The organism is Amycolatopsis umgeniensis (assembly GCF_014205155.1).
GTDB lineage: Bacteria > Actinomycetota > Actinomycetes > Mycobacteriales > Pseudonocardiaceae > Amycolatopsis > Amycolatopsis umgeniensis.
This window is the reverse complement of sequence record NZ_JACHMX010000001.1, coordinates 5,485,425-5,509,993: the sequence shown is the minus strand read 5'-3', so window position 1 is coordinate 5,509,993 and position 24,569 is coordinate 5,485,425. Positions and strand designations below refer to the sequence as shown.

The window sequence follows — 24,569 nt, the reverse complement described above, 5'->3', positions numbered from 1 at the left end:
CGGTTGGCGGGTATCCCACCAAGATGAACTGGAATCAGCACCTGAGCGGCTGGCACAAATCCAGCTACACCCACTGGGAGGAGAACGCTTGCGTCGAAGTCGGCACCGACGGTGACTTCGTCGGCATCCGCGACACCAAGCAGCGTGAACTCCCGGCCGAGGTAAGACCGGTTCTCGTGGTGCCCGCCGCCGGATTCGCCGCGTTGCTCACCCACTTGTCCGGCTGACCGGCGGAAACCGCCGGGAAATCGTCTACCGTTGGTCCGGTGCCGTCCATGCCGACCGAGGCCGAACCACTCGGCGCGCGGATCCGGCGGTTGCGCCAGGCCCGCGGGCTGACCCAGCGTGAGCTCGCCGAGCCCCGCTACGACCGCGGCTTCCTCGCCAAAGTCGAATCCGGCACCCGCGCGCCCTCGGACGACGTCCTGACCCACCTCGCGCGACGGCTCGGCCTGACCGTCGACGAACTCCGCTTCGACAGGCCACCGGGCGCGGCAGAGGAACTCACCGAAGCGCTCGAGACGGCGTATCGCGAGCTGCAACAAGGCGGGCTCGAAGCCGCCGAGCGCGAATTCGTCCGCGTCGAACGGCGAGCGGCCGAGTACCGGCTGCCGGACGTCCAATGTCACGCACGGTTCTATCTCGGCGAAGTCCAGTGGCAGCGCTACGACATCCCGTCCGCGGCCGAAGGGTTCGCGCACGCCTCGGAACTCGCCGTCGCCGCTTCGCCGCGGTTGCGCGCGATGATCGTCAACCGCGTCGCCGCCTGCCGCGCGCTCTCGGGTGATCTGGGCGCGTCGGTCGCGCTCGTCGAAACCGCGCTCGCCGAACTCAGGGCCGCGGGCCCCGTCGATCCCGACGCCGAACTGGCCCTGGTCACCGCGTTGATCCATCCCCTCATCGAAATGGGCGCCCTCCGCCGTGCCCGGCGGGCGGCCGAAGAGGGACGCCGCGCCCTCGCTTCCGCCCGCCGCAAGGACATCTCCGCGCGGTACCACCGGCAAGCCGCGCAACTATGGCAGGCGATCGGCCTGGTGGACCGCGCGGAGAAGGACCTTTCGCGAGCATTGCGCCTCTTCACTTCCATCGGTTACGACCGTGACGCCGCCCGGAGCCGCTGGGCACGCGGTTTCCTGTGGCGACGGCTGGGCAAACTCGACGAAGCACATGCGGAACTACTGCTCGCCCGCGATCTCCTGGCCAAGGCCGGTTCGAAGGAAGGTGTGCTCGGCGCGACCATCGAACTCGCCGACGTCCGCCGTCGGCAAGGGGCACTCGACGAAGCCGTCGAACTCGCCGAGGGGATCCGGCCGCTTCTGGATCGATCCCCCGACATCGAGGCCAGGGCGGAGGTTCTCCGTCTGCTGGGACTCGTCGCCCGCGCCCGCGGCGATCTGCCCGAGGCGACGGCGTTGCTCGAAGAAGCCGCCGCCGCACAGGAAAAGTCCGAATTGCGGGGCGCGCTCGTCGCCACCTCGTTGCATTTGGGCGACACGTTGCGCGCTCGCGGATTAATCGACGAAGCGGCGGAGGCCTATCGGCGTGGCGTACGCGCGGCCGCTATGTCCGATTCCGGGCCGACGGACTGAAAACCATACGAAAGTCGCCATATATCGCGACTGGCGGGAAAATCCTTACTACACAGGGATTTTATTCCCGACAGAATGATCTTCGCCGGTCCCGCTAGGCCATCCGGCCCATTGACGCCCCCTGTGAACGGCTCCTTTACTCGGACGTGTCCACCGAGATAACTCCAGTTATCCGAATGGGCACGCTCCCCGTCCCCCGCCGTGCTCCCGCCCCGGTTCGATTCCCCGCCGCGCCAATGGCCCGTTCCGGGAACACGGTCCTGCCCATGGAAGGTTCCCCATGACCGTTCAGCGAGGGCTCAGAACAGGGTTGGCGGCCATCGCCGGCCTTGCCCTGAGCATGACGTTCCCGGTGACCCCGGCGAACGCGACCACCGCCACCATCCAGCCCGCGAGCCCCGACTCGGTGGCCGCCAGCGCGGCAGACCAGGCCGCCGCAGCTGGTGTAGACCACTTGCGGAAGGGGGCCCAGGAGGGCTTCCGCCGCGTCGGGCTGACACCGGGTGGCGGAGGACTTTTCTACGCCGCTTACGAACGAACCTACCGTGGCCTGCCGGTTGTCGGCGGGGACGCGGTGGTGGTCGCCGACGGCGCCGGGCGCGTCCGCGGCACCAGCGCCGCGGAGACCGCGGCGATCTCGGTCGACACCAAGGCCAAGATCACCGCGGCGAAGGCGACCGCGGTCGCCCGTGACCAGCTGTCCAAAGTAGACAGTGTCACCGCGCCGAAGCTCGTCGTGCTGGCGGGGAACTCCCCCAAGCTCGCCTACGAGGTCGTCGTCGCGGGCACCAAGGCTTCGTCGCCGAGCAATCTGCACGTGTTCGTGGACGGCGCCACCGGCGCGATCCTCGAAACCCGTGACGACGTCAAGCAGTCCAACATCCCCACCGCCGCGCGGACCACGTCCACCGACGCCAGCGTGCTGGGCGCCGGGAACAGCTACTACGTCGGCAACGTGTCCATCGACACGACGAACTCCGGCGGCACCTACACCATGCGCGACCCGCAGCGCAGCAACATCAGCTGTGCCCGCCAGAACGGCTCGCCCTACAGCGGCCCGGACGACAACTGGGGCAACGGCTCCGGCACCGACCTCGAAACCGCTTGTGTCGACACGCTTTTCGGCGTCCAGACCGAGTGGAAGATGCTGAGCGAATGGCTCGGCCGCAACGGCATCAACGGCAACGGCGGCGGCTTCCCCGCCTACGTCGGCCTCAACCAGGTCAACGCCTACTGGAACGGTTCGTCGACCACCTTCGGTCACTCGCAGGACAACCAGCGCCAGGCCACCCCGATGGACGTCGTCGCGCACGAGTACGGCCACGCCATCTTCCAGACCACGCCGGGCGGCGCGGGCAGCGGCAACGAGAACGGCGGCCTCAACGAGTCCACCGGTGACATCTTCGGTGCCATCACCGAGCACTACGCCAACAACGCCAAGGACCGCCCCGACTACGACGTCGGCGAGGGCGTGAACCTGGTCGGCCAGGGCCCGATCCGCTACATGAACCAGCCGAGCCGCATCTCGGGCAACCCGAACTGCTACTCCTCGTCGATCCCGAACACCGAGGTGCACGCCGCCGCCGGCCCGCAGAACCACTGGTTCTACCTGCTGGCCGAGGGCACCGCGCCGGTCGGCAAGCCGACCAGCCCGACCTGCAACAACACCTCGATCACCGGTATCGGCATCCAGAAGGCCGCGAAGATCTTCTACAACGGCCTGCTGAAGAAGACCTCGAGCTGGAACCACAAGGCGGCCCGCAAGGCCACCCTGGAAGCGTCGCTCGCGCTGTACCCGGGTTCCTGCACCGAGTTCAACACCACCAAGGCGGCTTGGGAGGCCATCAGCGTCACCGCGGCGACCGGTGAGCCGACCTCGTGCACGCCGTCGGGCCCCGACTTCTCGGTCGGCGTCACCCCGGCCTCCGGCGCCGTCAAGCCCGGCGCGTCGGCGACCACCACGGTCAACACCGCGACCGTCAACGGTGCGGCCCAGACGGTCGCGCTGACCGCCTCCGGCCTCCCGTCCGGGGTGACCGCGACGTTCGACCCCGCCTCGGTTCAGTCCGGCGCCTCCTCGACGCTCACCATCGCGACGTCGGAGAGCACCCCTGAAGGCACCAGCACCATCACGGTGACCGGCACCGCGGCCAGCGGCGCGCACACCGCGCAGTACACGCTGACCGTCGGCACCGGCGGCAACGTCCGGTCGTTCACCAACGACACCGACTTCCCGCTGAACGACTACGCCACGGTGAACAGCCCGGTCACCTCCACCGCGACCGGCAACGCCGTGTCTCCGGTGAAGGTGACCGTCACCGGGACGCACACCTGCTCCGAGGACCTTCGCATCAGCCTGAAGGCCCCCGACGGCAGCACGTATTCGGTCAAGGCCACCGGTTCCCTGCCCTGCACCGATCTGGGCACCCGGAACTACTCGGTCCCGGTGACCAACGAGGTCGCGGCGGGCACCTGGACCCTCGTGGTCTACGACGCCTACGCGCAGGACACCGGCACGCTCAGCAGCTGGTCCATCACGGTCTAGCTCTCTCTCGCGCGTGAAGGACTCCTTCCCTCGGCTCAGTCGAGGGAAGGAGTCCTTCACGCAAACCCCTCAAGGAAGGAAAACCCCGGCATGAAGTGGGGAAAGCGAATAGGAGCGGCCGTAGTCGGTATGGCCGCCGTACTGGGTGTCGTCGCGGCACCAGCGCAGGCGACCACCACCGCCGCACCGGACATCTCCCTCGCCAACGTCAAGGCGCACCTGAGCCAGTTGCAGACCATCGCCAACCAGAACGGCGGCAACCGCGCCTCGGGACGGTCGGGCTACACGGCTTCGGTGTCCTATGTGGCGCAGAAGCTGCGCGACGCGGGCTACAACGTCACGCTGCAGACCTGCACGGGCTGCGCGGGCCAGAGCCAGAACGTGATCGCGGAATGGCCGCAGGGTGACGCCAGCCAGGTCATCATGCTCGGCGCGCACCTCGACAGCGTCGCCGCCGGCCCCGGCATCAACGACAACGGTTCGGGCTCCGCCTCGATCCTCGAAGTCGCGCTGACCCTGGCGCGCGAGAACCCCACGATGGCCAAGCGGGTCCGCTTCGGCTGGTGGGCCGACGAGGAGTCCGGCCTGCGCGGCTCCAAGCACTACGTCAACAACCTGCCCGCCGCCGAGCGCACGAAGATCAAGACCTACCTGAACTTCGACATGATCGGCTCCGACAACTGGGGCTACTTCGTCTATGACGACGTCGCTTCGGTCAAGTCGGTGTTCGACGAGTACTTCAGGACGATCGGCATCCAGACCGAGGGTGACACCGAAGGCGACGGCCGTTCGGACCACGCGTCGTTCAAGAGCGCGGGCATCCCGGTCGGCGGTCTCGCGACCGGTGCCGGGTACACGAAGAGCGCCGCACAGCAACAGAAGTGGGGCGGCACCGCCGGGCGGGCGTTCGACAGCTGCTACCACCGCGCTTGCGACACGCTGTCCAACATCCCGGACACCCCGCTGGAGAAGAACAGCGACGCGATCGCCTACGCACTCTGGAAGCTCGCCGTCGGCACGTCGACGGGTCCCGACTTCTCGCTCGGTCTCTCCCCGGCGTCCGGCACCGTCCAAGCAGGACAGTCGGCGACCGTCACGGTCAACACCGCGACGACTTCCGGTGCGGCGCAAACGGTCGCGCTGAGCGCCAGTGGTCTTCCCGCCGGGGCGACCGCGACGTTCAACCCGGCTTCGGTCCAGTCCGGCGCCTCCTCGACGCTCACCATCGCGACGTCGGCGGACACGCCCAACGGCACCAGCACCATCACGGTGACCGGTGACGGGACCTCGGTGGACCGCACGGCGCAGTACACGCTCACCGTCGGCAACGTCAGTGTCCGCACGTTCACCAACGGCACCGACTTCGCGCTCAACGACTACGCCACGGTGAACAGCCCGGTCACCTCCACCGCGACGGGTACGGCGACCTCGCCGGTCAAGGTGTCGATCACCGGTACGCACACCTGCTCCGAGGACCTTCGCATCAGCCTGAAGGCCCCTGACGGCAGCACGTATTCGGTGAAGGCGACCGGTTCCCTGCCCTGCACCGACCTGGGTACCCGGACCTACTCGGTCCCGGTGACCAACGAAGCCGCTTCCGGCACTTGGACGCTCGTGCTCTACGACGCCTACGCGCAGGACACCGGCACGCTCGACAGCTGGACGATCACCGTCTGACCATCCGAATGGCGAAGGCCATCTCACGAGGACACCCGGCCTCGTGGGATGGCCTTCGTGCGTGAGAGAGATTTTCGGACAACCTTTCGATATCTGGTCTAGACCACCCGATCGTCGGTAGCGGGGGCCGGGCACCGCGACCTATGTTGAGCCGAACGGCCGCTTCCTGTTCGTTCACAACCGCTTTCGAGATGGGAGCTGGGTATGTTCGGTCGCGTCTCACGGCTGCTCGCAATCACCGGCGCGGCGGTACTCGCCGTCACCACCCTCGTCGTCCTGACCCCGGCGCAGGCCGCGGTGGACGCCGAGACCTGCGCGGTCAAATCGAAGCCCGCGGGCAAAGTCCTGCAGGGCTACTGGGAGAACTGGGACGGCGCTTCCAACGGCGTACATCCGCCGCTCGGCTGGATCCCGATCACCGACGCTCGGATCAAATCCAACGGATACAACGTGATCAACGCGGCCTTTCCGGTCATCCTGTCCGACGGAACGGCAAAATGGGAGGATGGGATGGACGCGACTGTGAAGGTCGCGACACCGTCCGAAATGTGCGCCGCGAAAGACGCCGGCGCGACGATCCTGATGTCCATCGGCGGTGCCACCGCGGGCATCGACCTCAATTCGGCGACGGTGGCGGACAAATTCATCGCGACCATCGTGCCGATCCTGAAGAAGTACAACTTCGACGGGATCGACATCGACATCGAGACCGGACTCGTCGGCGGCGGGAACATCGGGACGCTTTCCGCGTCGCAGAAGAACCTCATCCGCATCATCGACGGCGTGCTCGCCGCGATGCCGTCGAACTTCGGGCTCACCATGGCGCCCGAGACCGCCTACGTCACCGGTGGCAGCGTCGTCTACGGCTCGATCTGGGGCGCGTACCTGCCGGTCATCAAGAAGTACGCGGACAACGGCAGGCTGTGGTGGCTGAACATGCAGTACTACAACGGAAGCATGTACGGCTGCTCCGGTGATTCGTATCAGGCCGGGACGGTCCAGGGCTTCGTCAAGCAGACGGAATGTCTCGACAAGGGGCTCGTGATCCAGGGTCAGACGATCCGCGTCCCCTACGACAAGCAGGTCCCGGGTCTGCCCGCGCAGGCCGGCGCCGGTGGCGGGTACATGTCGACGGGCCTGGTTTCCCAGGCCTACCGCAGCATTCCGGCGCTGAAGGGCCTGATGACCTGGTCGATCAACTGGGACGGCTCGCGGAACTGGACCTTCGGGAACAACGTGAGGTCGTTGCAGGGCCGGTAAAGCCGCGCGAGGGTCGAGTTTTCGGCTGAGCCGCGTGAAGGGGGCCTTCCGTGAAGGCCTCCTTCACTACCTTCAGGGTAGGCAAGGAGGCCTTCACGGACCGGACCTGCGACCAACCGCAGCCAGAATGCCAGTAGGCACCTTTGGCCCTAGCCACCCTTGCCACTCACGAGTCGCCGCGCGGGATCGGATCGTCGTATTCCCCCGAAGGACCCGAGTACTGCGTGCCGTCCGGATAGGGCCAGGGATTCGGCTCGCAGCCGTGCAGGCCGAGGGTCTGCTGTCGCATCACCGGCGCGAGGGCGCCCGGCACGGGACAGGTCTCCTGACCGCGCCCGAGCCTGAGCACGACGCTGTTCCCGTTGCGGCACGAGGTGTAGCCGTCCGGCCTGCCACACAGGACATCGTGCGTCTTCGGCGTCGCGAGGTAGAGCGTGAAGTCGAACGGTCCGTCCGGGCTCACACCGGCAATGTCGGCTTCGACGGCGACGCGGTACCGCAGCAGCCTTCCGGCCTGCCCGGCGACCGGACCTTCGCCGCCGGGAAAGAGCCGCTGGCCGAAACCGTTGCCGAAACGGCGGGTGCCGGCGTCACCACGGGAGGGGCGATCGAGTGAGCTTCGCAGCCGGCGGCCACCAGGACGCACACGATGACGGCCAGAACCCCGCGCATGGTCATCGGTCCTCCCGGAGAATTTCGGTCTCCTGGGGAGATACGGACCGGAGCCGCGAGAAGTTGTGGGTCCGCACGCGCAACCTTTCGGCTCGTTCGGCCGTATCGTTCTCGGTCATGGGTGAGGAGGTCGGCGGACGGCTGCGGCGGCTGCGTGCCGATCGCGGCTTCACCCAGCGTGAACTCGCCGAACCGCACTACACCGCCGCGTACGTCTCATCCGTCGAAACCGGTGCGCGGACACCGTCGGGCGACGCGTTGCGCCACTTCGCCGCGCGGCTCGGGGTGGACACCGGTGAACTGCTCGGCGTGACCTCGCCCCGCGACGACGTCCGGCTCGACCTGGACATCGCGGCGGCCGCGGCGGACTTCCTCGCGGGGAACGGTTCGGCGCCCAAGATGCGGCGGCTGGCGCGGCTGGCGGAGAAGATCGGCCGTGATCGCCAGGCCGGACTCGCCTGGCTGTGGCTCGCGCGGTTCACCGAGGGTGACACCCGGCCGCGGCAGGTGGCCGCCGCCGAAGCCGCTCTGGGCGGCGACATCCCGCCGTACCGCGAACTGGCCGTCGCGCTGCGGGCGAACGTCCTGATCGGCCGCGGCGAGCCGCACCACGCGATGCACCTGCTCCGGACGGCGCTCGACGCGAGCCTCGGGCGTCATCCGCATCCGGTGCTCCTGCTGACACTGCACGCGTACCTCGCCGACGGGCAGCTCCGTCTGGGCGAGACCGTCCAGGCCGCGTACCACGCGGGCGAGGCATTGCGGCTGGCCCGCGGCGGCGAGGAGATCCTGTCCGAACTCACCGAGAACCAGCGTCGGCTGGCCGAGGCGTACCTCGGCGAAGGGCGGATTGCCGACGCCGTCGCGGCCGTGTCGATCCTGCACGACCTGCTCCACGAACGAGCCCTGCGGCCGGTGCTGGCCCGGTGCCTGTTCGCCCGGGCGCTGGCCCGGCGCACCGACGATCTCGAAGGCGCCCTCGCGGATCTTCGCGCGTCACGATCGGCCGCGGCCGATCATGCCGTCACTTTGGAACTCGCCGACGTCTGTCGCGAACTCGGCCGTCTCGACGACGCGGCCGCGCTGCTCGCCGAAGCGGCCGAAGCCATCCCGGCGGACTCGCCGCACTCCGCGTCACTCACGTTCCAACAAGGCTCGCTGGCCCTGGCACGCGGAGACCTGGAATCAGCCGAAGCGGGCTTCGCGCACGCCATCGACGTCGCCGCCCTCCGCGACGCTCGCGGCGTCCTGGCTGCTTCAATCGACAAGGCGGGAGAGCTGCTTCGCGACCAGGGGCGCTCCGAAGAGGCCGCGGATCTGCTGCGACGCGGTCTGCTCTTGCTCGGGGCTGAGGAGGACGTTCAGAAGTGACCGGGGTGGACATGGAGGACATCGGCGCTCGTTTGGTGGACCGCTTCGGTCCCGGCGCCGAAGGGTGGCTCGCCGACGTCCCGGCGCTCGCCGCGCGGCTGGCTTCGCGCTGGGGATTCGTCGTCGGTGAGTTGTTCGAAAGTGGAGCCTCGTCCGTCGTGCTGCGCTGCAGCTGGCCTGACGGGACACCGGCGGTGCTCAAACTCAGCCCGGACGGGGCACTGCTGGCCAAGCAGGTCGAGATGCTGCGCGTGTTCGCGCCTTCGGGCCGGGTGCCCGCCGTGCTGGCCGCCGACGCGGACGCCGGCGCGATGGTGCTCGAGGAGATCCTGCCGGGCACCGCGGCCGAGGACCTGCCGCCGTCGTCCTTGCCTCAGCGATGGGGCGAACTGCTCACCGCGCTGCACTCCGTGGCCCCGCCCGCGGACTGGCCGCTACGCCTGCGAGGCCGGTTCGAGGAGTCCTTCGCCCGGATCGGCAAACGGCTGGCCGACCCGGCCATCAGCGCCCGGATCGGCGAGGACACCTGGCAACGAGCGATCGAACGCTGCGAGGAGCTGCTGGACACGCAAACCACGAACGTGCTGCTCCACGGCGATCTGCACCTCGGCAACGTCTTGGACGGAGGCGCGTCGCGCGGACTGATCGCGATCGATCCGAAGGCGTGCGTGGGCGATCCGTGCTTCGACGCCGTCGACTACGTGGTGGGCGGCGCCGGGTACGAGGGCGTCGAGGCCCGTTGCCGTCTGGTGGCGGACGCGTGCGGTCTCGACGGGGACAGGCTGTACGCCTGGAGCCGCGTGGTCGCGCCCATGTTCGTCATCTCGTTCCTCACCTACGGCGGCCCGGAACAGGCGATCGGCGAACTGCTCGCCCTGGCTAGCTGAGGAATTCGCGCAGCACCGCGGCGACCTGCCGGATCTCGCCCGCCCGCACGTTCTCCTGCCGCGTGTGCGCGAGTGTCGGGTCTCCGGGGCCGAAGTTCACCGCCGGAATCCCGAGAGCCGCGAAGCGCGCGACGTCGGTCCAGCCCAGCTTCGCGACAGCCTTGCCACCTGCCGCGGCGACCAGCTCGGCCGCCGCGGGGGCGCTGAGGCCGGGCAACGCTCCTGGCGACAAGTCGACAATCTTGACGTCGTAGCCCTCGAAGACCTCGCGTAGGTGCGCCTCCGCTTCTTCCGCGCTGCGGTCGGGGGCGAACCGGTGGTTGATCGTCAGCACGGCCTCGTCCGGCACGACGTTGCCCGCGACACCGCCGCCGATCTTCGTGGCCTGCAGGCCTTCGCGGTAGGTCAGGCCGTCGATGTCGACCACGCGCGGCGTGTACTCGGCCAGCCTGCGCAGCGGTTCGGCGAGGCCGTGGATCGCGTTGACGCCCATCCAGCCGCGCGCGGTGTGCGCCCGGACGCCTTCGACGCGGATCTCGATCCGCATCGTGCCCTGGCAACCGCCCTCGATACCGCCGTTCGAAGGCTCGCCGAGGATCGCGAGATCGGCTTGCAGCCACTCGGGCAGCTCGCGCTCGATGCGGCCGAGACCGTTCTTCGTCGCTTCGATCTCTTCGCAGTCGTAGAACACGAAGGTGATGTCGTGCTTCGGCTCGCGCAGGGCGGCGGCGAGGTGCAGGAAGACGGCGTCGCCGCTCTTCATGTCGACGGTGCCCAGACCGTGCAGGATCTCGTCGTCACCGGTCCCCTCGCGGCGCACGGGCATGTTCTCGTTGACCGGCACGGTGTCGAGGTGCCCGGCCAGCAAAACCCGCGACGGGCGGCCGAGATTCGTGCGCGCGAGGACCGCGTCACCGTTGCGGATCACCTCGAGATGCGGGGCCTGCGTCTCCAGCGCGGACTGCACCGCGTCCGCGATGACCTTCTCCTCTTCCGAGACACTGAAGATGTCCACCAGCGTGGCGGTGAGGTCGACGGGGTCGGCGTGCAGATCGAGCGAAGGCATGCCAGCACCGTACCGGCGAGACGGCAGGGCTACCGTGAAAGGTGTGCGCATGAGAACGATCTTGGTCGCCCTTCTCCTGGTGGTCAGCGGCTGCGGGGCGAACGAGGTCCCGGTCACCGTGAAGCCCACCCGCAGCACCGGGCCGGACGTGCTGCCGATCAAGCTCAAGGCGCTGACGACCGATCGGTGCTACCTGGCGCCGGGGACCGAATCGCCCAAGGGCTGCCAGAAGTACGTCACCGAACTCTCCGGCGCGGCGGGCAACGTCCGCAAGCGCAGGCCGGATCTGGTGCCGAACGCCGAAGCGCTCGACCGCCCGATCTCCGTCTTCCGCACCACGAACTGCCAGGACCAGGCGGCACCGGGCGGGCCGTGCACCCAGGCGCTCACCGACATGTCGGCGGCGCTGACCACGGTGCAGAACCTCGTCGGCGGTTGACGCAGGTCACTGGGTTACCGTTCAGGGCGTGAGCGAGCAGACCCCTGATCCCGAAACGACCGGCGCCACCGGCGTCGGACTGGCCACCGTCACGAGCGACGGCACGGTGCTGGACACCTGGTTCCCGCTGCCCAAGCTGACCAGCGGCACCGAGGGCAAGGCCGGCACCGTCCGGCTGACCGCCGAAGAGGCGACAGAGGCCCTCGGCGAGGCGGCCGCCGCCCAGCTCGGCCCGGACACCGATCGCGGTGTCGAGGTCGTCGCGGTCCGCACGACCGTCGCGCGCCTCGCCGACGCCCCCGGCGACACGCACGACGTCTACCTGCGTCTCCACCTGCTGTCGCACCGTCTGGTCCGGCCGCACGGCGCGAGCCTGGACGGCGTCTTCGGCCTGCTGGCGAACGTCGTGTGGACCAACCACGGTCCGTGCCCCGTCGAGGGCTTCGAGGCGACCCGGCTACGTCTGCGGGCGCGCGGCAACGTCACCGTCTACAGCGTGGACAAGTTCCCGCGGATGGTGGACTACGTCGTGCCCACCGGCGTCCGCATCGCCGACGCCGACCGCGCCCGTCTCGGCGCGCACCTGGCCAACGGCACCACGGTCATGCACGAGGGCTTCGTCAACTTCAACGCCGGCACGCTCGGCGCCTCGATGGTCGAAGGCCGGATCTCGGCGGGTGTCGTGGTCGGCGACGGCTCCGACGTCGGCGGCGGCGCGTCGATCATGGGCACGCTGTCCGGCGGCGGCAAGGAGACCATCTCGATCGGCGAGCGCTGCCTGATCGGCGCGAACGGCGGCGTCGGCATCTCGCTCGGCGACGACTCGGTCGTCGAAGCGGGCCTCTACGTCACCGCGGGCACGAAGGTGAGCTTCGAGGGCAAGGTCGTGAAGGCGCTGGAGCTGTCCGGCATCTCGGGCGCGGTGTTCCGGCGGAATTCCGGGACCGGCGCCGTCGAGGTCGTCGCACGCAGCGGCGTCGGCATCGAGCTGAACGCGGCCCTGCACGCCAACTGACCTGCGGGAAGAGAGCAAGGGACCTTTGCTATCACTCTCCCCCGGAGAGCGATAGCAAAGGTCCCTTGCTTCTCTCACGGCCTGGACCACCTTGCCGGTTCACTTAGAATTCATCTTGTGACAGCCGAGACCCTGCCGCGTAAGAACGTCCCTTCGACCACTCCGGCCGCGCTCGGGCTCGGCGACCGTCCCGCGAAAGCCGGGCCGGAGGATCCGGCGGCCACCCACGTCCGGGTCAAACTCGACGTCGAGATCCGCGCGCTCCTCGCGCACGAGCCCGGCACCAAATCCGGCGTCGACCCCGAAGACCTGCACCAGATGCGGGTCGCGCTGCGCCGCATGCGGAGTGTCCTCAAACTCTCGGGCCGCCTCGTCGGCCCGGACGCGGAGCCCGTCCGCGCCGAACTCGGCTGGCTCGGCCAGTCGCTCGGCGACGTCCGCGACTTCGACGTCCTGATCGGGCATCTCCGTGAGGTCGTCGCCGAGTTCGAGGTGCGCGACCAGCCCGCCGCGCGCCGCCTGGTTTCGAAGTTCGTCACCGAACGCGGGGTCGCGAAGCGGCGTCTCACCCGCGCGCTCGCCAGCCCCCGGTACGCCTCGATGCTGCAGGACATCGGCCGTCTCGCCCGGCAACCCGCCACCGAAGAAGCCGACGAAAGCCCCCAGACCTCGGCTGATCTGGTCGCCGGTCTCGCGAAGCCGCATCGAAAGCTCGCGAAGGCCGTGAAGGCGCTTCCCTCCGTTCCCCCGGACGACGACCTTCACGCGCTTCGCATCTACGGCAAGAAGCTGCGCTACGCCGCCGAGATGGCGAAGCCCGCCGCGAAGAAGAAGCAGGCGGAGCGGATCCAGCGGCTGATCAAGGCGACGAAGAACTTCCAGACCGTCCTCGGGGACCACCAGGACGCCTGCGTCGCGGCCGATCGCATGCGCGGTGTCGTGGACTCCGTCGACGCCGAAGTCGCCTTCATCGCGGGCCGGGTCGCGGAGAAGGAACTGCTGCGCCGCGCCGAGGTCCGTGCCGTCTGGCGCGACGTCTGGGCGGAGGTCGACGCGGCCGCTCAGGCGGTGAGCCCGCGGATGTAGCCGTCCGGACGGATCTGCACCTGCCGCCCGTTCTCGGCCTCATACGCGGCGAAGGCGTGCCCGCCGACGTCCTCGAAGTCCACATCGGACAGTGCGCTGCCCGCGGGAAGGATCCGCCGCGCGCCTTCGGGTGCCGGACCGTCACCGAACACCAGCACCGTCGGCTGCGGACCGCGCAGCAGCTCGAACAGCCGGACCGGCTTGCCGTTCGCGTCCTTCAGCGGCGCGTCCGGCGCGCGGTCACCGGGCCGGATCCGGCCGGTCGTCTCGGGCGCGAGCGGGCCGCCTCGGTAGCCGATGTCGAGCTGACGGGTGTTCTCGCCACGCTCGAGGGCGTCGTCCGCGCCTTCTCGGTACTTGTCGAGGATCTCCGTACTGATCTTCAGCACCCGCGCGGCGACCCCGCGCCGCTCCGGCTCGTAACTGTCGAGCAGCTCCGGTGCCCCGTCGGCGAGCTTCCAGCCCAGGTTGTATGCGTCCTGGACGCCGGTGTTGAGTCCCTGGCCGCCGGTCGGCGGGTGGGCGTGCGCCGCGTCGCCGGCGAGGAACACACGGCCGTCGCGGAACCGCTTGGCCAGCCGGATGTTCGGCCGCCACACCGTCGACCAGGTGAGGTCGTGCAGGCGGACCCCGCCGCCGGACAGCGCGTCGAGGTGAGCCTGCAGCGTGCCCAGTGACGCCTCGACCTGCTCCTCGCCGAGCGGCGCGCCGAACTGGAAGTGCGGGACCCCGGGCAGCGGCGTGAGCACGATCCCCGACATCGGGTCCTCGGGCTTCGCGAACCAGTGCCCGTACGCGCGATCGAGGCCCTCGGCCTGGACGTCGCCCAGCAGCATGCGGATCGATTCGTCGGTGGTGCCCTCGAACGCGATGCCGAGCGCCTTGCGTACGAAGCTCTTCCCGCCGTCCGCGCCGACGAGGTAGTCGACCCGGATCCGCTCGCCGGGCAGTTCGGCGGTCACGCCGTCGGCGTCCTGCTCGAAGCCGATCAGCGGAGTGCCCAGCTCGACCTTGACCCCGAATTCGGCGAGCCGGTCGCGCAGGATCCCCTCGGTCCGGGACTGGCCGAGGAAGAAGCCGTTCGGGTAGGGCACGTCCGGGGTCGGTTCGACGTGCTCGGCCATCATCCGCTCGCCGACGACTTCGCCGCCGAGGTGGATCTTCAGGGGCACCGGTGCCTGCCCGGCGGCCAGCACCGCGTCCAGTACGCCGAGATCCTCGAAGACCTCCAGCGTGCGCGGCTGCAGACCGTCTCCGCGTGAGCCCTCGAAGAACGTCTCGGCTTTCTCCACGATCCGCACGCCGACGCCGCGGCGCGCGAGGTCGATGGCCAGCGTGAGCCCGGTCGGCCCCGCCCCCGCGATCAAAACCTGGGTCATCTCACCCTCCAGTGAATTATGATTCAGTGAATCTTGATTCACTATGACCGTTGCTAGCCTTCCCTGTCAAGGAGGTGCCGATGACGGCGACGAGCCGCAAGGAGAAGGCGGCGGAGACCGAGGCCGCGCTCAAGGACGCGGCGAAGCGCGTCTTCGCGGCGAAGGGGTACTTGAACACCAAGATCACCGACATCACGGCGGAGGCCGGACGCGCGGCGGGATCGTTCTACAACCACTTCGCGGGCAAGGAAGAGCTGCTCGAGGCGCTCCTCGCGGACCTCGCGGCGGCGAGCGACGTCAACGCCGCCATGCCGGAGCACAAAGCCGACTTCACCGACCCGGACGCGGTGCGCTGGCACGTCCGCGAGTACTGGAACTTCCATCGCGACAACGCCGCGACGATGCTCGCGCTGCGTCAGGCCGCGATGGTCAGCGAAGACTTCGCGCGCACCTTCGCGCGGTTCGGCGCCGAGCAGGCGGCGGACATCCTCGACCACCTCGGGTACATCACCGCGGCGGGGATGGAACTCCCGGCGTCGGAACGGCTTTCGCTCGCGATGATGGCCGAGTTGGTCAACGGCTTCGCGCACACGTGGCTGCTCGACCCGTCGTCAGCCTCCGAAGAGGAAGCCGTGGAGGCGCTGACGCGGTTCATCTACCGGGGGTTCACCGGTCGCGACGTGGGCTGAAGGGGCCCATGGCCGAATGCGATGCGACGAAGGGGGCCTTCAGGCCGTAAAGGACCTCAAGTGGCGGCGAGGCGCTCCGCGGCGGCGTCGATCCGCTCGTCCGTCGCCGTCAAGGCGATCCGCACGTGGTTGCCGCCCGTCGGCCCGTAGAACGTGCCCGGCGCGGCCAGGATGCCGCGATCGGCGAGCCAGTCGACCGTGTCGAGCGCGGATTCCCCGCGTGTCGACCAGAGATACAACCCCGCCTCGGAGTGCGAGATCTCGAAACCGCTGTCCAGCAACGCCTTCCGCAGCACCAGCCGGCGGCGCGCATACCGTTCCCGTTGGACGGCAAGGGCTTCGTCGTCCTTCAGCGCGGCGACCATGGCCTCCTGCACCGGACGCGGCACGATCAGCCCGGAGTGCTTGCGGATCTCCAGCAGCCCGGCGACGAGTTTCGGGTCGCCGGTGACGAATCCGGCGCGGTAGCTGGCGAGGTTCGCCGACTTCGACAGCGAGTGGACGGCCAGCAGGCCGTCGAGGGAGCCGCCGTGCACGGACGGGTGCAGGATCGAGACGGGCTCGCTTTCCCAGCCCAGCGCCAGGTAGCACTCGTCGGACACCACGACGACATCGCGTTCTCGCGCCCATTCGACGACTTTGCGCAGGTGGTCGACGCCGAGCACGCGCCCCGTCGGATTCGACGGCGAATTCAGCCACAGCATCGACGGCCGCTGCGGACCGAGCGCGAAAGTGCTGTCCGCGCGAAGCAGGGAAGCACCCGTCAGCAGGACGCCGACCTCGTACGTCGGGTACGCCACTTCGGGGATGACGATGAGGTCACCGGGGCCGAAGCCCAGCTGCCGCGGAAGCGACGCGACCAGCTCTTTCGAACCGATCGTCGGCAGCACGGCCGCTTCGGGAACGCCTTCGACGCCGTGCCGCCGCGAAAGGGCTTCGATCGCGGCGGCCCTGAGCTCGGGGATCCCGTGCGTGGTCGGGTACCCCGGGATCTCCGACACGGACGCGAGCGCCGCGCGGATGCTCTCGGGGACCGGGTCCACCGGCGTGCCGATCGACAGGTCGACGATGCCGCCGGGATGCGCCTGGGCCTTCGCCTTGGCTTCGGCGAGGGAATCCCAGGGAAAATCAGGAAGTGCGACCCGGCTCATTCGCCCTGCGGGGGAAGAGCCTTGATGAAGGCGGGGTCGTGGCTGGTCTTGCCGACCTTCGAAGCGCCACCAGGCGAACCGAGCTCGTCGAAGAAGTCGACGTTGGCCTTGGTGTAGTCGTTCCACTCGTCGGGGACGTCGTCCTCGTAGTAGATCGCCTCGACGGGACAGACCGGCTCGCAGGCACCACAGTCGACGCATTCGTCCGGGTGGATGTACAGCATGCGGTCACCCTCGTAGATGCAGTCCACGGGGCACTCGTCGATACACGCCTTGTCGAGCACATCGACGCAGGGCTCGGCGATCACGTAGGTCACTGCGCACTCCTGCTTTATCTCTGCTTCACCAGTCTGCAACGGACATTACGCGCCCACGGGCGCGACCGGCCCGCTTAGGCCACCCTTATCCGTACTCCGGGTATGGGCTTTCAGCGGTCTTTCCGGCGCGGCGGTGGAGTGGCCCTGCTGTCCCCGGTGATGACGAACTTGGGCGCGGCGGGCTTCGCCGCTTCCGCGTCTTTCTCCTCGACGGCCTTTTCCGCGCCCAATGCCCGGTTGAAGCCGTCAGAGATCTCGCGGACCAGGTCTTCGTTGTGCCTGTCGTCCTTGCGCGCGATGCTCATCCGGGGTCCCTCCCACTGCCTTCCTTGGCACAATCTAACCGTGAACAGTGCGGAAATGCTCGAGCTCGCCTGTAGTCAGGCTTGGACTCCCCTGCTGGAGAGCCGGATCGGCGACTGGAGGCTGCGCTGGGCGGACGGGTTCACCGCCCGCGCCAACAGCGCCCTGGCTGTCGGTGACCCGGGAAAACCGCTGCCAGACGCCTTGCGGGCGGTCTGTGACTTCGCCCACGATCATGCCATCCCGCCGGTCGTTCAGGTGATCCAGGACACGTCCGTCGAAGAAGCGATCGCCGCCTCGGGCTGGGTCCAGTATGTGGAACACCGCCCCGCGCACGAGGTACGCCTGATGACGGGGCCGCTCTCGCGCGGGACCTCGGCGGGAGCGGTGATTCTCGACGATCCGACGTCCGGATGGTGGGAAATGACGGCGGGCAGCGCGGAGCCGGCGGAGGGGCCGCGGCATGTCCTCGGCACCGGCAAGGTCGGTTTCGGGGTCGTGGAGCTGGACGGCGTCACGGCCGGGGCGGTCCGCGGCGCGATCGTCGGCGAGTGGCTGCACGTCGCCCGTTTGGCGGTCCGGCCGGAGTTCCGGCGGCGGGGGCTGGCGCGCGGGCTGATGAACGCCGCGGGCGCCTGGGCCGCCGGTCAGGGCGCCACCGGGATGCTGCTGCAGGTCGCGCTGTCGAACTCCGGCGCGCTGAAACTCTACGAAGACCTGGGCTGTACGGAGCACCACAGGTACCGCTACTGGGCCCCGGGTCCGGGCGCGTGCGAGGATCGCCCGTCGTGAAGGTCGTCATTTTGGTCGGCGGAGTGGGCGGGGCCCGCTTCCTGCTGGGGGTCAAACAAGCACTGGGTCTGCCCGCGATCGGTTCCGCGCCGGAATCGCCGCACGAGGTGACCGCGCTGGTGAACACCGGGGACGACGTGTGGATGCACGGTCTGCGCATCTGCCCGGACCTGGACACCTGCATGTACACCCTCGGCGGGGGGATCGACAAAGAGCGCGGCTGGGGCCACTCCGGCGAGACCTGGACGGTCAAGGAGGAGCTCGCCGAGTACGGCGCCGAGCCGACCTGGTTCGGTTTGGGCGACAAGGACATCGCGACGCATCTGATCCGCTCGCGGATGCTGCGCGCGGGTTACCCGCTCTCCCAGGTCACCGAGGCGCTGTGCGACCGCTGGCAGCCGGGCGTACGCCTGCTGCCGATGTCGGACGACCGCGTCGAAACGCATGTCGTGATCGACGACCCGGAGGATCCGGACCAGCGCAAGGCGATCCACTTCCAGGAGTGGTGGGTGCGCTACCGCGCCGAGCCGAAGGCGCATTCGATCATCGCCGTCGGCGCCGACGAGGCCAAACCGGCGCCGGGCGTGCTCGACGCGATCGCGGGTGCCGACATCGTGCTGTTCGCGCCCTCGAATCCGGTGGTCTCGGTGGGCACGACCCTCGGAGTCCCGGGAATCCGTGACGCGCTGCGGAAGACGCGCGCCAAGGTCGTCGGCATCTCGCCGATCATCGGCGGGAAGGCGTTGCGCGGTATGGCCGACGCCTGTCTGAGCGCGATCGGCGTGGAGACCTCGGCCGAGGCCGTCGGACGGCATTACGGTTCCCGCAAGGAATCCGCGGAGGGCGTGCTCGACGGCTGGCTGGTCGCCGAGGGCGAGACCGTCGACGTACCAGGGGTCGCCGTTCGCGACGTCCCCCTGCTGATGTCCGATGTGGACGCGACCGCGGCGATGGCGCGCGCGGCCTTCGACTTGGCCGGAGTTCCCGTTGACTGACCACGCTTCCGCGAAGATCGAGATCCTCCCCGTCGACGGGCTTCCGGAATTCCGCCCCGGCGACGACCTGACCGGGGCCTTCGTCGGCGCGGCCCCGTGGCTGCGCTCGGGCGACGTCCTGGTCGTGACGAGCAAGATCGTCTCCAAGGCCGAGGGCATGCTCATTCGCGTGCCGTCCGACCCCGAGGAGCGCGACGCCGCGCGGCGCAAGCTCGTCGAGGACGAGTCCGTCCGCGTGATCGCGCGGATCAACCGGACGGTGATCACCGAGAACAGGCTCGGCATCGTGCAGGCCGCTTCGGGGGTGGACGCGTCGAACGTCGCCTCGGGTGAGGTCGCGCTGTTGCCGTCCGACCCGGACGCTTCCGCGCTCGCGCTGCGGAACGGGCTGCGTGAACGGCTGGGCGTCGAGATCGCCGTCGTGGTCACCGACACCATGGGCCGCGCGTGGCGGGTCGGGCAGACCGACGCCGCGATCGGCTCGTCCGGCTTGCGGGTGCTGCATTCGTACGCGGGCGAGGTCGACAGCCAGGGCAACGAACTCGCGGTCACCGAAGTGGCGATCGCCGACGAACTCGCCGCCGCGGCGGATCTGGTCAAGGGCAAACTCGGCGGGACACCGGCCGCCGTCGTCCGCGGGCTGCGCCTGACCGACGACGGATCCACCGCCCGCAAGCTGATCCGCCCGATCGAAGAGGACCTGTTCCGGCTCGGCACCGACGAAGCCATCGCGCAGGGCCGCCGGGAGGCGGTGCTCGCGCGCCGTTCGATCCGGTCGTTCACCGACGAGCCGGTCGATCCCGAGGTGCTGCGCCGTGCCGTCGGGACCGCGCTGACAGCGCCCGCGCCACACCACACGAAACCGGTCCGGTTCGTGTGGCTGCGCGAGGAAGGCTTGCGCCACAAGCTTCTCGACGCGATGAAGGCGTCTTGGCAGGCCGATCTCGAAGGTGACGACTTCACCCCCGAGCAGGTCGCGAAACGCCTCAGCCGCGGCGACATCCTGTACGACGCGCCCGAGGTCGTGGTGCCGTTCCTCGTCGCCGAGGGCGCGCACACCTACCGCGACGACCGGCGGAACGCTTGCGAGCACACGATGTTCACCGTCGCCGGTGGCGCCGCGGTGCAGGGACTGCTGGTCGCGCTCGCCGCCGAAGACCTCGGCTCGTGCTGGATCGGGTCGACCATCTTCGCCGCCGACCTCGTCCGCGAGGTCCTCGGCCTGGACGAGCGCTGGGAACCGCTCGGCGCGGTCGCGATCGGACACCCCGCCGCCCTGCCGCCCGCGCGCGGTTCCGTCGAACCCGGTGAAGGACTTCTCGAACTGTGACCCTGCATGACGACGTTGTGTCCACTTTGTCCAGTTGGCGGCCCGCGGACACGGCTCAGGAATCCTTGCGCCAGGCCTACTTGGGCTTCCTCGCCGCCCGCGAAGACGTCTGCCGCCGCGAATGCGCGGCGGGGCACATCACCGCGTCGGCCGTCCTTCTCGACGCGGACGCGGAGAACGTCCTCCTCACACTGCACCCGCGGGTCGGGCGCTGGCTCCAGCTCGGCGGGCATTGCGAACCGGAGGACGCCACGCTCGCCGCGGCCGCTTTACGTGAGGCCCGCGAGGAATCCGGGATCGACGACCTGGTGATCGACCCTGTCCCGGTGCATCTCGACGTCCACCCGATCACCTGCTCGCTCGGCGTACCGACACGGCATTTCGACGTGCGTTTCGCAGTGCGCGCGCCGCGCGGAGCACAACCGGTCCAAAGCGACGAATCGGACGATCTTCGGTGGTGGCCGGTGAATTCCCTGCCGAAAGGGTCGGAAGATCTCGCCGAACTGATGGAAGCCACCCTCCCCGCGACGTCCGGCCGTTAGGGTGTCGGCTGACGTTCAAAAGGGGGAATGATGCTGACGACGCTGACGCCATACCTGGACCGGGTCCGGGTCCACAGCAGCGGGGACGGCGACGGCGCCGGCTGGGTCCTGCTGATCCTGGCGATCATCATTATCATCATCGTGGTCGTGGTGATCATCGTGAAGGTCAATCAGGCGAAGAAGCCGCCGATGACCTTCCCGCAGAACCCGAACTTCGGCGGTGGCGGCCCGGCTCCGGGCTTCCCGCCCCCTCCGCCGCCCGCCGGCGGCCCCGCCCCGCAAGGCGCTTGGCCGCAGCAGCCCGGTTTCCCGCCGCCTCAGCCCGGTTACGGTCAGGCGCCCGGTTTCCCGCCGCCCCCGGCACCGGCTCCGATGGGTTTCCCGCCGCCGCCCGGCGCCCCGGCCGGTTTCGCGCCGCCGCCCAACCCGTTCGCGTCCCAGCCGCCGATGCCCCAGCCTTCGATGGCCCAGCCTTCGATGTCCCAGCCCGGTTTCCCGCCGCCTCCGCAGGCCGGGCCGCCGGTCGACGGCAGCGCCGACCGCACGCAGGTCGTGTCCCGGCAGCAGCAGGCGGACGCGGGCGCCGATCGCACCCAGGTCGTCTCGCCCGCGGGCGGTGACCGGACGCAGGTGGTGCCCGGCGGCGGTGGCGACGCCACCCAGGTCGTCCCGCCCCGCCAGTAGCCCGAACATTCCGTGAAGGCCTCCTTCCCTACTCTCAGAGTGGTGAAGGAGGCCTTCACGGCATTTCCAGCAGGGAGAAACCGCATGGTCAGGGTCGACCCGAACTCCTCGGTCCCGCCCTTCGAGCAGGTGCGCACCGCCTACGCGACGCGGATCAACGACGGCTCGCTGCCCGTCGGGGCGAAACTCCCGACAGTGCGGAAGCTGGCCGAGGACCTCGGCATCGCTCCCAACACCGTCGCCAAGGCCTACCGCGAACTCGAAGAGGCGGGGTTGATCGAGACCCGTGGCCGGGCGGGCACGTTCGTCAGCGCCGTCGGCGACGAAACCCGCGAACGAGCGCGGCGGGCAGCCGCCGACTACGCCGCGCTGACCAGGAAACTGGGCCTCGACCGCGACGAGGCGAAGGCGATCGTCGACGCGGCCCTGGGCTGATCTACCCTCCGCTGGGACGAACGAAGGGGGTCTGTCGTGGTCGGGATCATCGAACTGCTGCTCATCATGGCCGTGCTCGCGGGTGTGGGAGTCGGGATCTTCTTCTTGATCAAGACGCTCAACAAGCCGAAGCCGCCTTATCCGCCCCAGTACCCACCATATCCGCCTCAGTACCCACAGGGTGGTCCTCAGGGCCCGTACCCGCCTCAGCAATACCCCGGTCAGCCGCCGCAGCAACCGCCCTATCCGCCGCAGGGCTGGGGCAACTAGTCCCGGAGGCCGCTCACATGGCGCGGTAGTCGCGGAGCTCGATCTTCGGCCCGAACCTCGGCCGGCGGAACCCCGCCGTCGACAGATAGCGCACCGCGCGCTGACGCTGCGGCGAATACGGCGCCAGCACCTCGGACATCCCGGCGTCGTCGAGTTTCGCGCCGACGAGCGCGTGCCCGACCATCGACGGGATGTTGTAGTCGCCGAAGCTCACCGCGTCCGGATCCCCCCAGGCGCGCTGCGCGATCTCCGCCGCGGTCCAGACACCGATGCCGGGCACCTTCCGCAGCCAGGCCCGGCCTTCGAGACCCTTCAGCTCGACGGCCTTCTCCAGCCGCGGCGCGACCCTGGCCGCGGCGATCAGCGTCGTCCGCCGTTTCAGGTCCACCCCGGCGCGATGCCATTTCCAGTCCACAATGGATCGGATGGCGACGGGCGTCGGCGGAACGCGCAGCCGTGACGGCCCCGGCCCTGGCGCCGGTTCGCCGAACCAGCGGCACAGTTCACCCCACGACCGCAGCGCCTCCGTGCTGGTCACCTTCTGTTCCAGCACGGCGAGCACCAGCGCGTCCCACACCCGGCCCGTCGAGCCGAGACGCAATCCCGGGTTCCGGCGCCGCGCCGACGCGATGACGTCGTGGTGCGCGACGAACGTGGAGTCGTCGTCGTGCGCGCCCAGCATCGCCGGGACACCGTCGAGCAGCTTGTCCGCGCCGGGCCCCCAGGCCTCCGCCTCGATCTCGCCGTCCGCGCGCCGCAGCAGCGCGAGGGTGCCCGCGCCGTCCGCGGTGTTGGCGGCCAGCCAGGTGACCCCGCCCTCGGTGCGGACGACGTTGGGCGAGCGCGACCCACGGCTCAGCGGACCCAGCACCGTGTCCAGGTCGAGTTCGAAGCCGGGGCGGAACAGCACACGGTGAAACTACCCGGCACTCGGCTAGGGTTGTCCGGGCCACCCGAAACCGTAAGCCGACGGAGGACACTGACGATGACCGAGCGACCGGCGAAGGCCTCGATCGTCAGCGGGTACTTCAACCCGCTCCATCAGGGCCACCTCGACCTGTTCGAGGACGCGCAAGCACGGTCCGGCTACCTGATCGTCATCGTCAACAACGATCACCAGCAGGTCCTCAAGAAGGGCAGGGTGATCCAGACCGAGGACATCCGGGCCCGGATCGTCCGCGCGCTGCGCATCGTCGACGACGTGTACGTCGCCGTCGAGCAGGGGCCGGGCATCAGCGAATCGTTCGACCTGATCAGGGCGGCGTACCCGGACACGGAACTCGAGTTCTGCAACGGCGGCGACAGGCGCAGCATCGACGAGCTTCCCGCCGACGAGGTCGAGGCGGGCGCCCGCAACAACATCTCGATGCTCTACGGCATCGGCGGCACGGACAAGGCCGATTCCAGCACCCGGATCCTTTCGGACATGGAAGCCTGAGTTCCTCGCGGGCAACTTTTGTCGGAAGACGTTTGCGGGTCTGCTGACGGCGGCCGCTCCTAGGGCCTACCCTAGACATCACACAGTCGGCCCTGAACCCAGAGGGCCCCAGGTCAGTCGGGAGGCCTAGGGGATGGACCCCCGTGCTCGGGCGGACGCCTTGCTCGCACGCGCCAGCGCGCGTGGAGCCTTCGTCGTGACACCGGACAACGCGACGTCGCCGATGGACTCCGCGAACACCCAGCAGATCCCCCGATCGGTGGTCGCCGAGATCGACCGATCATCGGACCCGGACACGACCACCCAGCTACCGGCCTCACTGATCGCGGAGAACGATCACCCGCTGGCGGGGCCCGAACCGACGACAAGGCTGGACCTGCCGCCGGCGCGGGGCGAGGGCTCGACACAGCCGCAGCCCTATCCTCGCCGTCCCGGTATGCAGCCGACCAGGCCCTTGCCGCAGGCGACGACCCCGCTCACCCGGCGGCCGCCCGCCGCGCCGGTGCAGAGCCCCTTGATAGAGCAGCAGGAACCGGAGACAGCCGAGAACGAGATCGGCGGTCTGGTGCCGACGGTGAAGCAGAACACCTCGGGGCGGTCGAACCTGTCACGACGTCTGGACGGGATCTAGCCCCTC

Annotated in this window: 28 protein-coding genes; 20 read left to right on the top strand and 8 right to left on the bottom strand. The window is 69.2% G+C overall.

From position 1 onward, the window contains the following. The first annotated feature begins 23 nt into the window (after nt 1-23). The 5 genes from HDA45_RS26235 (at nt 24) to HDA45_RS26215 (ending at nt 7,071) form a co-directional block, all read left to right on the top strand. Entirely contained in the window at nt 24-227 is a 204-nt protein-coding gene (locus HDA45_RS26235; protein WP_184899623.1) for a DUF397 domain-containing protein, read from the top strand. Nucleotides 228-275: 48 nt separating this feature from the next. Next, entirely contained in the window at nt 276-1,589 is a 1,314-nt protein-coding gene (locus tag HDA45_RS26230) for a helix-turn-helix domain-containing protein (protein ID WP_184906059.1), read from the top strand. A gap of 280 nt (nt 1,590-1,869) precedes the next feature. Further along, entirely contained in the window at nt 1,870-4,134 is a 2,265-nt protein-coding gene (locus HDA45_RS26225; protein ID WP_184899621.1) for a M4 family metallopeptidase, read from the top strand. 90 nt (nt 4,135-4,224) lie between these two features. Next, nucleotides 4,225-5,811, top strand: a complete 1,587-nt coding sequence (locus HDA45_RS26220) for a M20/M25/M40 family metallo-hydrolase (RefSeq protein ID WP_184899619.1) — start codon at nt 4,225-4,227, stop codon at nt 5,809-5,811. A 204-nt stretch (nt 5,812-6,015) separates the two neighbouring features. Then, nucleotides 6,016-7,071 (top strand): chitinase, encoded by a 1,056-nt coding sequence (locus tag HDA45_RS26215; RefSeq protein WP_184899617.1) that lies wholly within the window; start codon nt 6,016-6,018, stop codon nt 7,069-7,071. 166 nt (nt 7,072-7,237) lie between these two features. Here HDA45_RS26215 and HDA45_RS42465 read toward each other — a convergent pair whose 3' ends face one another. Together HDA45_RS42465 and HDA45_RS42460 are read right to left on the bottom strand one after the other, a co-directional pair. Next, a complete protein-coding gene (locus tag HDA45_RS42465) occupies nt 7,238-7,534 on the bottom strand; it encodes a zinc metalloprotease (RefSeq protein WP_246480795.1) in 297 nt (98 codons plus the stop codon). Further along, nucleotides 7,531-7,749: a hypothetical protein gene (locus HDA45_RS42460; protein WP_246480794.1), complete on the bottom strand. Its 219-nt coding sequence runs from the start codon at nt 7,747-7,749 to the stop codon at nt 7,531-7,533. The genes HDA45_RS42465 and HDA45_RS42460 overlap by 4 nt, the downstream gene beginning before the upstream one ends. A gap of 111 nt (nt 7,750-7,860) precedes the next feature. Between HDA45_RS42460 and HDA45_RS26205 the strand changes: the two genes are divergently transcribed. Together HDA45_RS26205 and HDA45_RS26200 are read left to right on the top strand one after the other, a co-directional pair. Next, nucleotides 7,861-9,114 carry a helix-turn-helix domain-containing protein gene (locus HDA45_RS26205; protein ID WP_184899615.1) on the top strand — a complete coding sequence of 418 codons (1,254 nt, stop codon included), beginning with the start codon at nt 7,861-7,863 and terminating at the stop codon, nt 9,112-9,114. Next, nucleotides 9,111-10,001: an aminoglycoside phosphotransferase family protein gene (locus HDA45_RS26200; protein ID WP_343072153.1), complete on the top strand. Its 891-nt coding sequence runs from the start codon at nt 9,111-9,113 to the stop codon at nt 9,999-10,001. The genes HDA45_RS26205 and HDA45_RS26200 overlap by 4 nt, the downstream gene beginning before the upstream one ends. On the opposite strand, the gene dapE is transcribed toward HDA45_RS26200, so the two are convergent. Continuing rightward, nucleotides 9,994-11,067 carry a succinyl-diaminopimelate desuccinylase gene (gene dapE / locus HDA45_RS26195; protein WP_184899613.1) on the bottom strand — a complete coding sequence of 358 codons (1,074 nt, stop codon included), beginning with the start codon at nt 11,065-11,067 and terminating at the stop codon, nt 9,994-9,996. The two genes, HDA45_RS26200 and dapE, sit on opposite strands and share 8 nt — an antisense overlap. A 49-nt stretch (nt 11,068-11,116) precedes the next feature. On the opposite strand from dapE, the gene HDA45_RS26190 reads away from it, so the two are divergent. The 3 genes from HDA45_RS26190 (at nt 11,117) to HDA45_RS26180 (ending at nt 13,607) form a co-directional block, all read left to right on the top strand. Then, on the top strand, nt 11,117-11,506 hold the full coding sequence (locus HDA45_RS26190; RefSeq protein WP_221471236.1) for a hypothetical protein: 390 nt from the start codon (nt 11,117-11,119) through the stop codon (nt 11,504-11,506). Between the two features lie 28 nt (nt 11,507-11,534). Beyond that, nucleotides 11,535-12,521 (top strand): 2,3,4,5-tetrahydropyridine-2,6-dicarboxylate N-succinyltransferase, encoded by a 987-nt coding sequence (gene dapD, locus HDA45_RS26185; protein WP_184899608.1) that lies wholly within the window; start codon nt 11,535-11,537, stop codon nt 12,519-12,521. Between the two features lie 117 nt (nt 12,522-12,638). Then, nucleotides 12,639-13,607 (top strand): CHAD domain-containing protein, encoded by a 969-nt coding sequence (locus tag HDA45_RS26180; protein WP_184899606.1) that lies wholly within the window; start codon nt 12,639-12,641, stop codon nt 13,605-13,607. On the opposite strand, the gene HDA45_RS26175 is transcribed toward HDA45_RS26180, so the two are convergent. Next, on the bottom strand, nt 13,583-14,986 hold the full coding sequence (locus HDA45_RS26175) for an FAD-dependent monooxygenase (RefSeq protein WP_184899604.1): 1,404 nt from the start codon (nt 14,984-14,986) through the stop codon (nt 13,583-13,585). The two genes, HDA45_RS26180 and HDA45_RS26175, sit on opposite strands and share 25 nt — an antisense overlap. An 80-nt stretch (nt 14,987-15,066) precedes the next feature. Between HDA45_RS26175 and HDA45_RS26170 the strand changes: the two genes are divergently transcribed. After that, nucleotides 15,067-15,675 carry a TetR/AcrR family transcriptional regulator gene (locus tag HDA45_RS26170; RefSeq protein WP_184899602.1) on the top strand — a complete coding sequence of 203 codons (609 nt, stop codon included), beginning with the start codon at nt 15,067-15,069 and terminating at the stop codon, nt 15,673-15,675. A 56-nt stretch (nt 15,676-15,731) separates the two neighbouring features. On the opposite strand, the gene dapC is transcribed toward HDA45_RS26170, so the two are convergent. The 3 genes from dapC to HDA45_RS26155 all read right to left on the bottom strand — a co-directional run bounded on the left by dapC (nt 15,732) and on the right by HDA45_RS26155 (nt 17,448). Further along, entirely contained in the window at nt 15,732-16,826 is a 1,095-nt protein-coding gene (gene dapC, locus HDA45_RS26165; RefSeq protein ID WP_184899600.1) for a succinyldiaminopimelate transaminase, read from the bottom strand. Continuing rightward, a complete protein-coding gene (gene fdxA, locus HDA45_RS26160; protein ID WP_016331413.1) occupies nt 16,823-17,143 on the bottom strand; it encodes a ferredoxin in 321 nt (106 codons plus the stop codon). The genes dapC and fdxA overlap by 4 nt, the downstream gene beginning before the upstream one ends. A 110-nt stretch (nt 17,144-17,253) precedes the next feature. Then, nucleotides 17,254-17,448: a hypothetical protein gene (locus HDA45_RS26155; protein ID WP_037316170.1), complete on the bottom strand. Its 195-nt coding sequence runs from the start codon at nt 17,446-17,448 to the stop codon at nt 17,254-17,256. A 55-nt stretch (nt 17,449-17,503) separates the two neighbouring features. Here HDA45_RS26155 and HDA45_RS26150 point away from each other — a divergent pair, with 55 nt between their 5' ends. The 7 genes from HDA45_RS26150 (at nt 17,504) to HDA45_RS26120 (ending at nt 22,494) form a co-directional block, all read left to right on the top strand. Further along, nucleotides 17,504-18,238 carry a GNAT family N-acetyltransferase gene (locus tag HDA45_RS26150; RefSeq protein WP_184906055.1) on the top strand — a complete coding sequence of 245 codons (735 nt, stop codon included), beginning with the start codon at nt 17,504-17,506 and terminating at the stop codon, nt 18,236-18,238. Further along, on the top strand, nt 18,235-19,233 hold the full coding sequence (cofD, locus tag HDA45_RS26145) for a 2-phospho-L-lactate transferase (protein WP_184899598.1): 999 nt from the start codon (nt 18,235-18,237) through the stop codon (nt 19,231-19,233). The genes HDA45_RS26150 and cofD overlap by 4 nt, the downstream gene beginning before the upstream one ends. Next, the gene (locus HDA45_RS26140) at nt 19,226-20,563 is read left to right on the top strand and encodes a coenzyme F420-0:L-glutamate ligase (RefSeq protein ID WP_184899595.1); all 1,338 of its coding nucleotides are present in this window, start codon (nt 19,226-19,228) and stop codon (nt 20,561-20,563) included. Before cofD ends, HDA45_RS26140 begins: the two co-directional genes overlap by 8 nt. After that, complete coding sequence (locus HDA45_RS26135) at nt 20,560-21,105, top strand: NUDIX domain-containing protein (RefSeq protein ID WP_184899593.1); 546 nt, start codon at nt 20,560-20,562, stop codon at nt 21,103-21,105. Before HDA45_RS26140 ends, HDA45_RS26135 begins: the two co-directional genes overlap by 4 nt. A 30-nt stretch (nt 21,106-21,135) precedes the next feature. After that, a complete protein-coding gene (locus tag HDA45_RS26130; RefSeq protein ID WP_246480793.1) occupies nt 21,136-21,789 on the top strand; it encodes a hypothetical protein in 654 nt (217 codons plus the stop codon). 84 nt (nt 21,790-21,873) lie between these two features. After that, on the top strand, nt 21,874-22,224 hold the full coding sequence (locus HDA45_RS26125) for a GntR family transcriptional regulator (RefSeq protein WP_184899589.1): 351 nt from the start codon (nt 21,874-21,876) through the stop codon (nt 22,222-22,224). Between the two features lie 36 nt (nt 22,225-22,260). Continuing rightward, entirely contained in the window at nt 22,261-22,494 is a 234-nt protein-coding gene (locus HDA45_RS26120) for a hypothetical protein (protein WP_343072152.1), read from the top strand. A gap of 13 nt (nt 22,495-22,507) precedes the next feature. Here the strand turns inward: HDA45_RS26120 and HDA45_RS26115 are convergent, their stop codons facing one another. Continuing rightward, entirely contained in the window at nt 22,508-23,404 is an 897-nt protein-coding gene (locus tag HDA45_RS26115; protein ID WP_184899587.1) for a DNA-3-methyladenine glycosylase 2 family protein, read from the bottom strand. Nucleotides 23,405-23,479: 75 nt separating this feature from the next. Here HDA45_RS26115 and HDA45_RS26110 point away from each other — a divergent pair, with 75 nt between their 5' ends. Both HDA45_RS26110 and HDA45_RS26105 read left to right on the top strand, forming a co-directional pair. Beyond that, a complete protein-coding gene (locus tag HDA45_RS26110; protein WP_184899586.1) occupies nt 23,480-23,932 on the top strand; it encodes an adenylyltransferase/cytidyltransferase family protein in 453 nt (150 codons plus the stop codon). Between the two features lie 133 nt (nt 23,933-24,065). Then, entirely contained in the window at nt 24,066-24,563 is a 498-nt protein-coding gene (locus tag HDA45_RS26105; RefSeq protein WP_184899584.1) for a hypothetical protein, read from the top strand. The last annotated feature ends 6 nt before the right edge of the window (nt 24,564-24,569 follow it).

What these genes read in the sequence shown, in the direction of transcription:
- HDA45_RS26235 (WP_184899623.1), top strand. Translation starts at nt 24, where the DNA reads ATGAACTGGAATCAGCACCTGAGCGGCTGGCACAAATCCAGCTACACC.
- HDA45_RS26230 (WP_184906059.1), top strand. Translation starts at nt 276, where the DNA reads ATGCCGACCGAGGCCGAACCACTCGGCGCGCGGATCCGGCGGTTGCGC.
- HDA45_RS26225 (WP_184899621.1), top strand. Translation starts at nt 1,870, where the DNA reads ATGACCGTTCAGCGAGGGCTCAGAACAGGGTTGGCGGCCATCGCCGGC.
- HDA45_RS26220 (WP_184899619.1), top strand. Translation starts at nt 4,225, where the DNA reads ATGAAGTGGGGAAAGCGAATAGGAGCGGCCGTAGTCGGTATGGCCGCC.
- HDA45_RS26215 (WP_184899617.1), top strand. Translation starts at nt 6,016, where the DNA reads ATGTTCGGTCGCGTCTCACGGCTGCTCGCAATCACCGGCGCGGCGGTA.
- HDA45_RS42460 (WP_246480794.1), bottom strand. Translation starts at nt 7,749, where the DNA reads ATGACCATGCGCGGGGTTCTGGCCGTCATCGTGTGCGTCCTGGTGGCC.
- HDA45_RS26205 (WP_184899615.1), top strand. Translation starts at nt 7,861, where the DNA reads ATGGGTGAGGAGGTCGGCGGACGGCTGCGGCGGCTGCGTGCCGATCGC.
- dapE (WP_184899613.1), bottom strand. Translation starts at nt 11,067, where the DNA reads ATGCCTTCGCTCGATCTGCACGCCGACCCCGTCGACCTCACCGCCACG.
- HDA45_RS26190 (WP_221471236.1), top strand. Translation starts at nt 11,117, where the DNA reads ATGAGAACGATCTTGGTCGCCCTTCTCCTGGTGGTCAGCGGCTGCGGG.
- HDA45_RS26175 (WP_184899604.1), bottom strand. Translation starts at nt 14,986, where the DNA reads ATGACCCAGGTTTTGATCGCGGGGGCGGGGCCGACCGGGCTCACGCTG.
- HDA45_RS26170 (WP_184899602.1), top strand. Translation starts at nt 15,067, where the DNA reads ATGACGGCGACGAGCCGCAAGGAGAAGGCGGCGGAGACCGAGGCCGCG.
- dapC (WP_184899600.1), bottom strand. Translation starts at nt 16,826, where the DNA reads ATGAGCCGGGTCGCACTTCCTGATTTTCCCTGGGATTCCCTCGCCGAA.
- HDA45_RS26155 (WP_037316170.1), bottom strand. Translation starts at nt 17,448, where the DNA reads ATGAGCATCGCGCGCAAGGACGACAGGCACAACGAAGACCTGGTCCGC.
- HDA45_RS26150 (WP_184906055.1), top strand. Translation starts at nt 17,504, where the DNA reads ATGCTCGAGCTCGCCTGTAGTCAGGCTTGGACTCCCCTGCTGGAGAGC.
- HDA45_RS26130 (WP_246480793.1), top strand. Translation starts at nt 21,136, where the DNA reads ATGCTGACGACGCTGACGCCATACCTGGACCGGGTCCGGGTCCACAGC.
- HDA45_RS26125 (WP_184899589.1), top strand. Translation starts at nt 21,874, where the DNA reads ATGGTCAGGGTCGACCCGAACTCCTCGGTCCCGCCCTTCGAGCAGGTG.
- HDA45_RS26110 (WP_184899586.1), top strand. Translation starts at nt 23,480, where the DNA reads ATGACCGAGCGACCGGCGAAGGCCTCGATCGTCAGCGGGTACTTCAAC.
- HDA45_RS26105 (WP_184899584.1), top strand. Translation starts at nt 24,066, where the DNA reads ATGGACCCCCGTGCTCGGGCGGACGCCTTGCTCGCACGCGCCAGCGCG.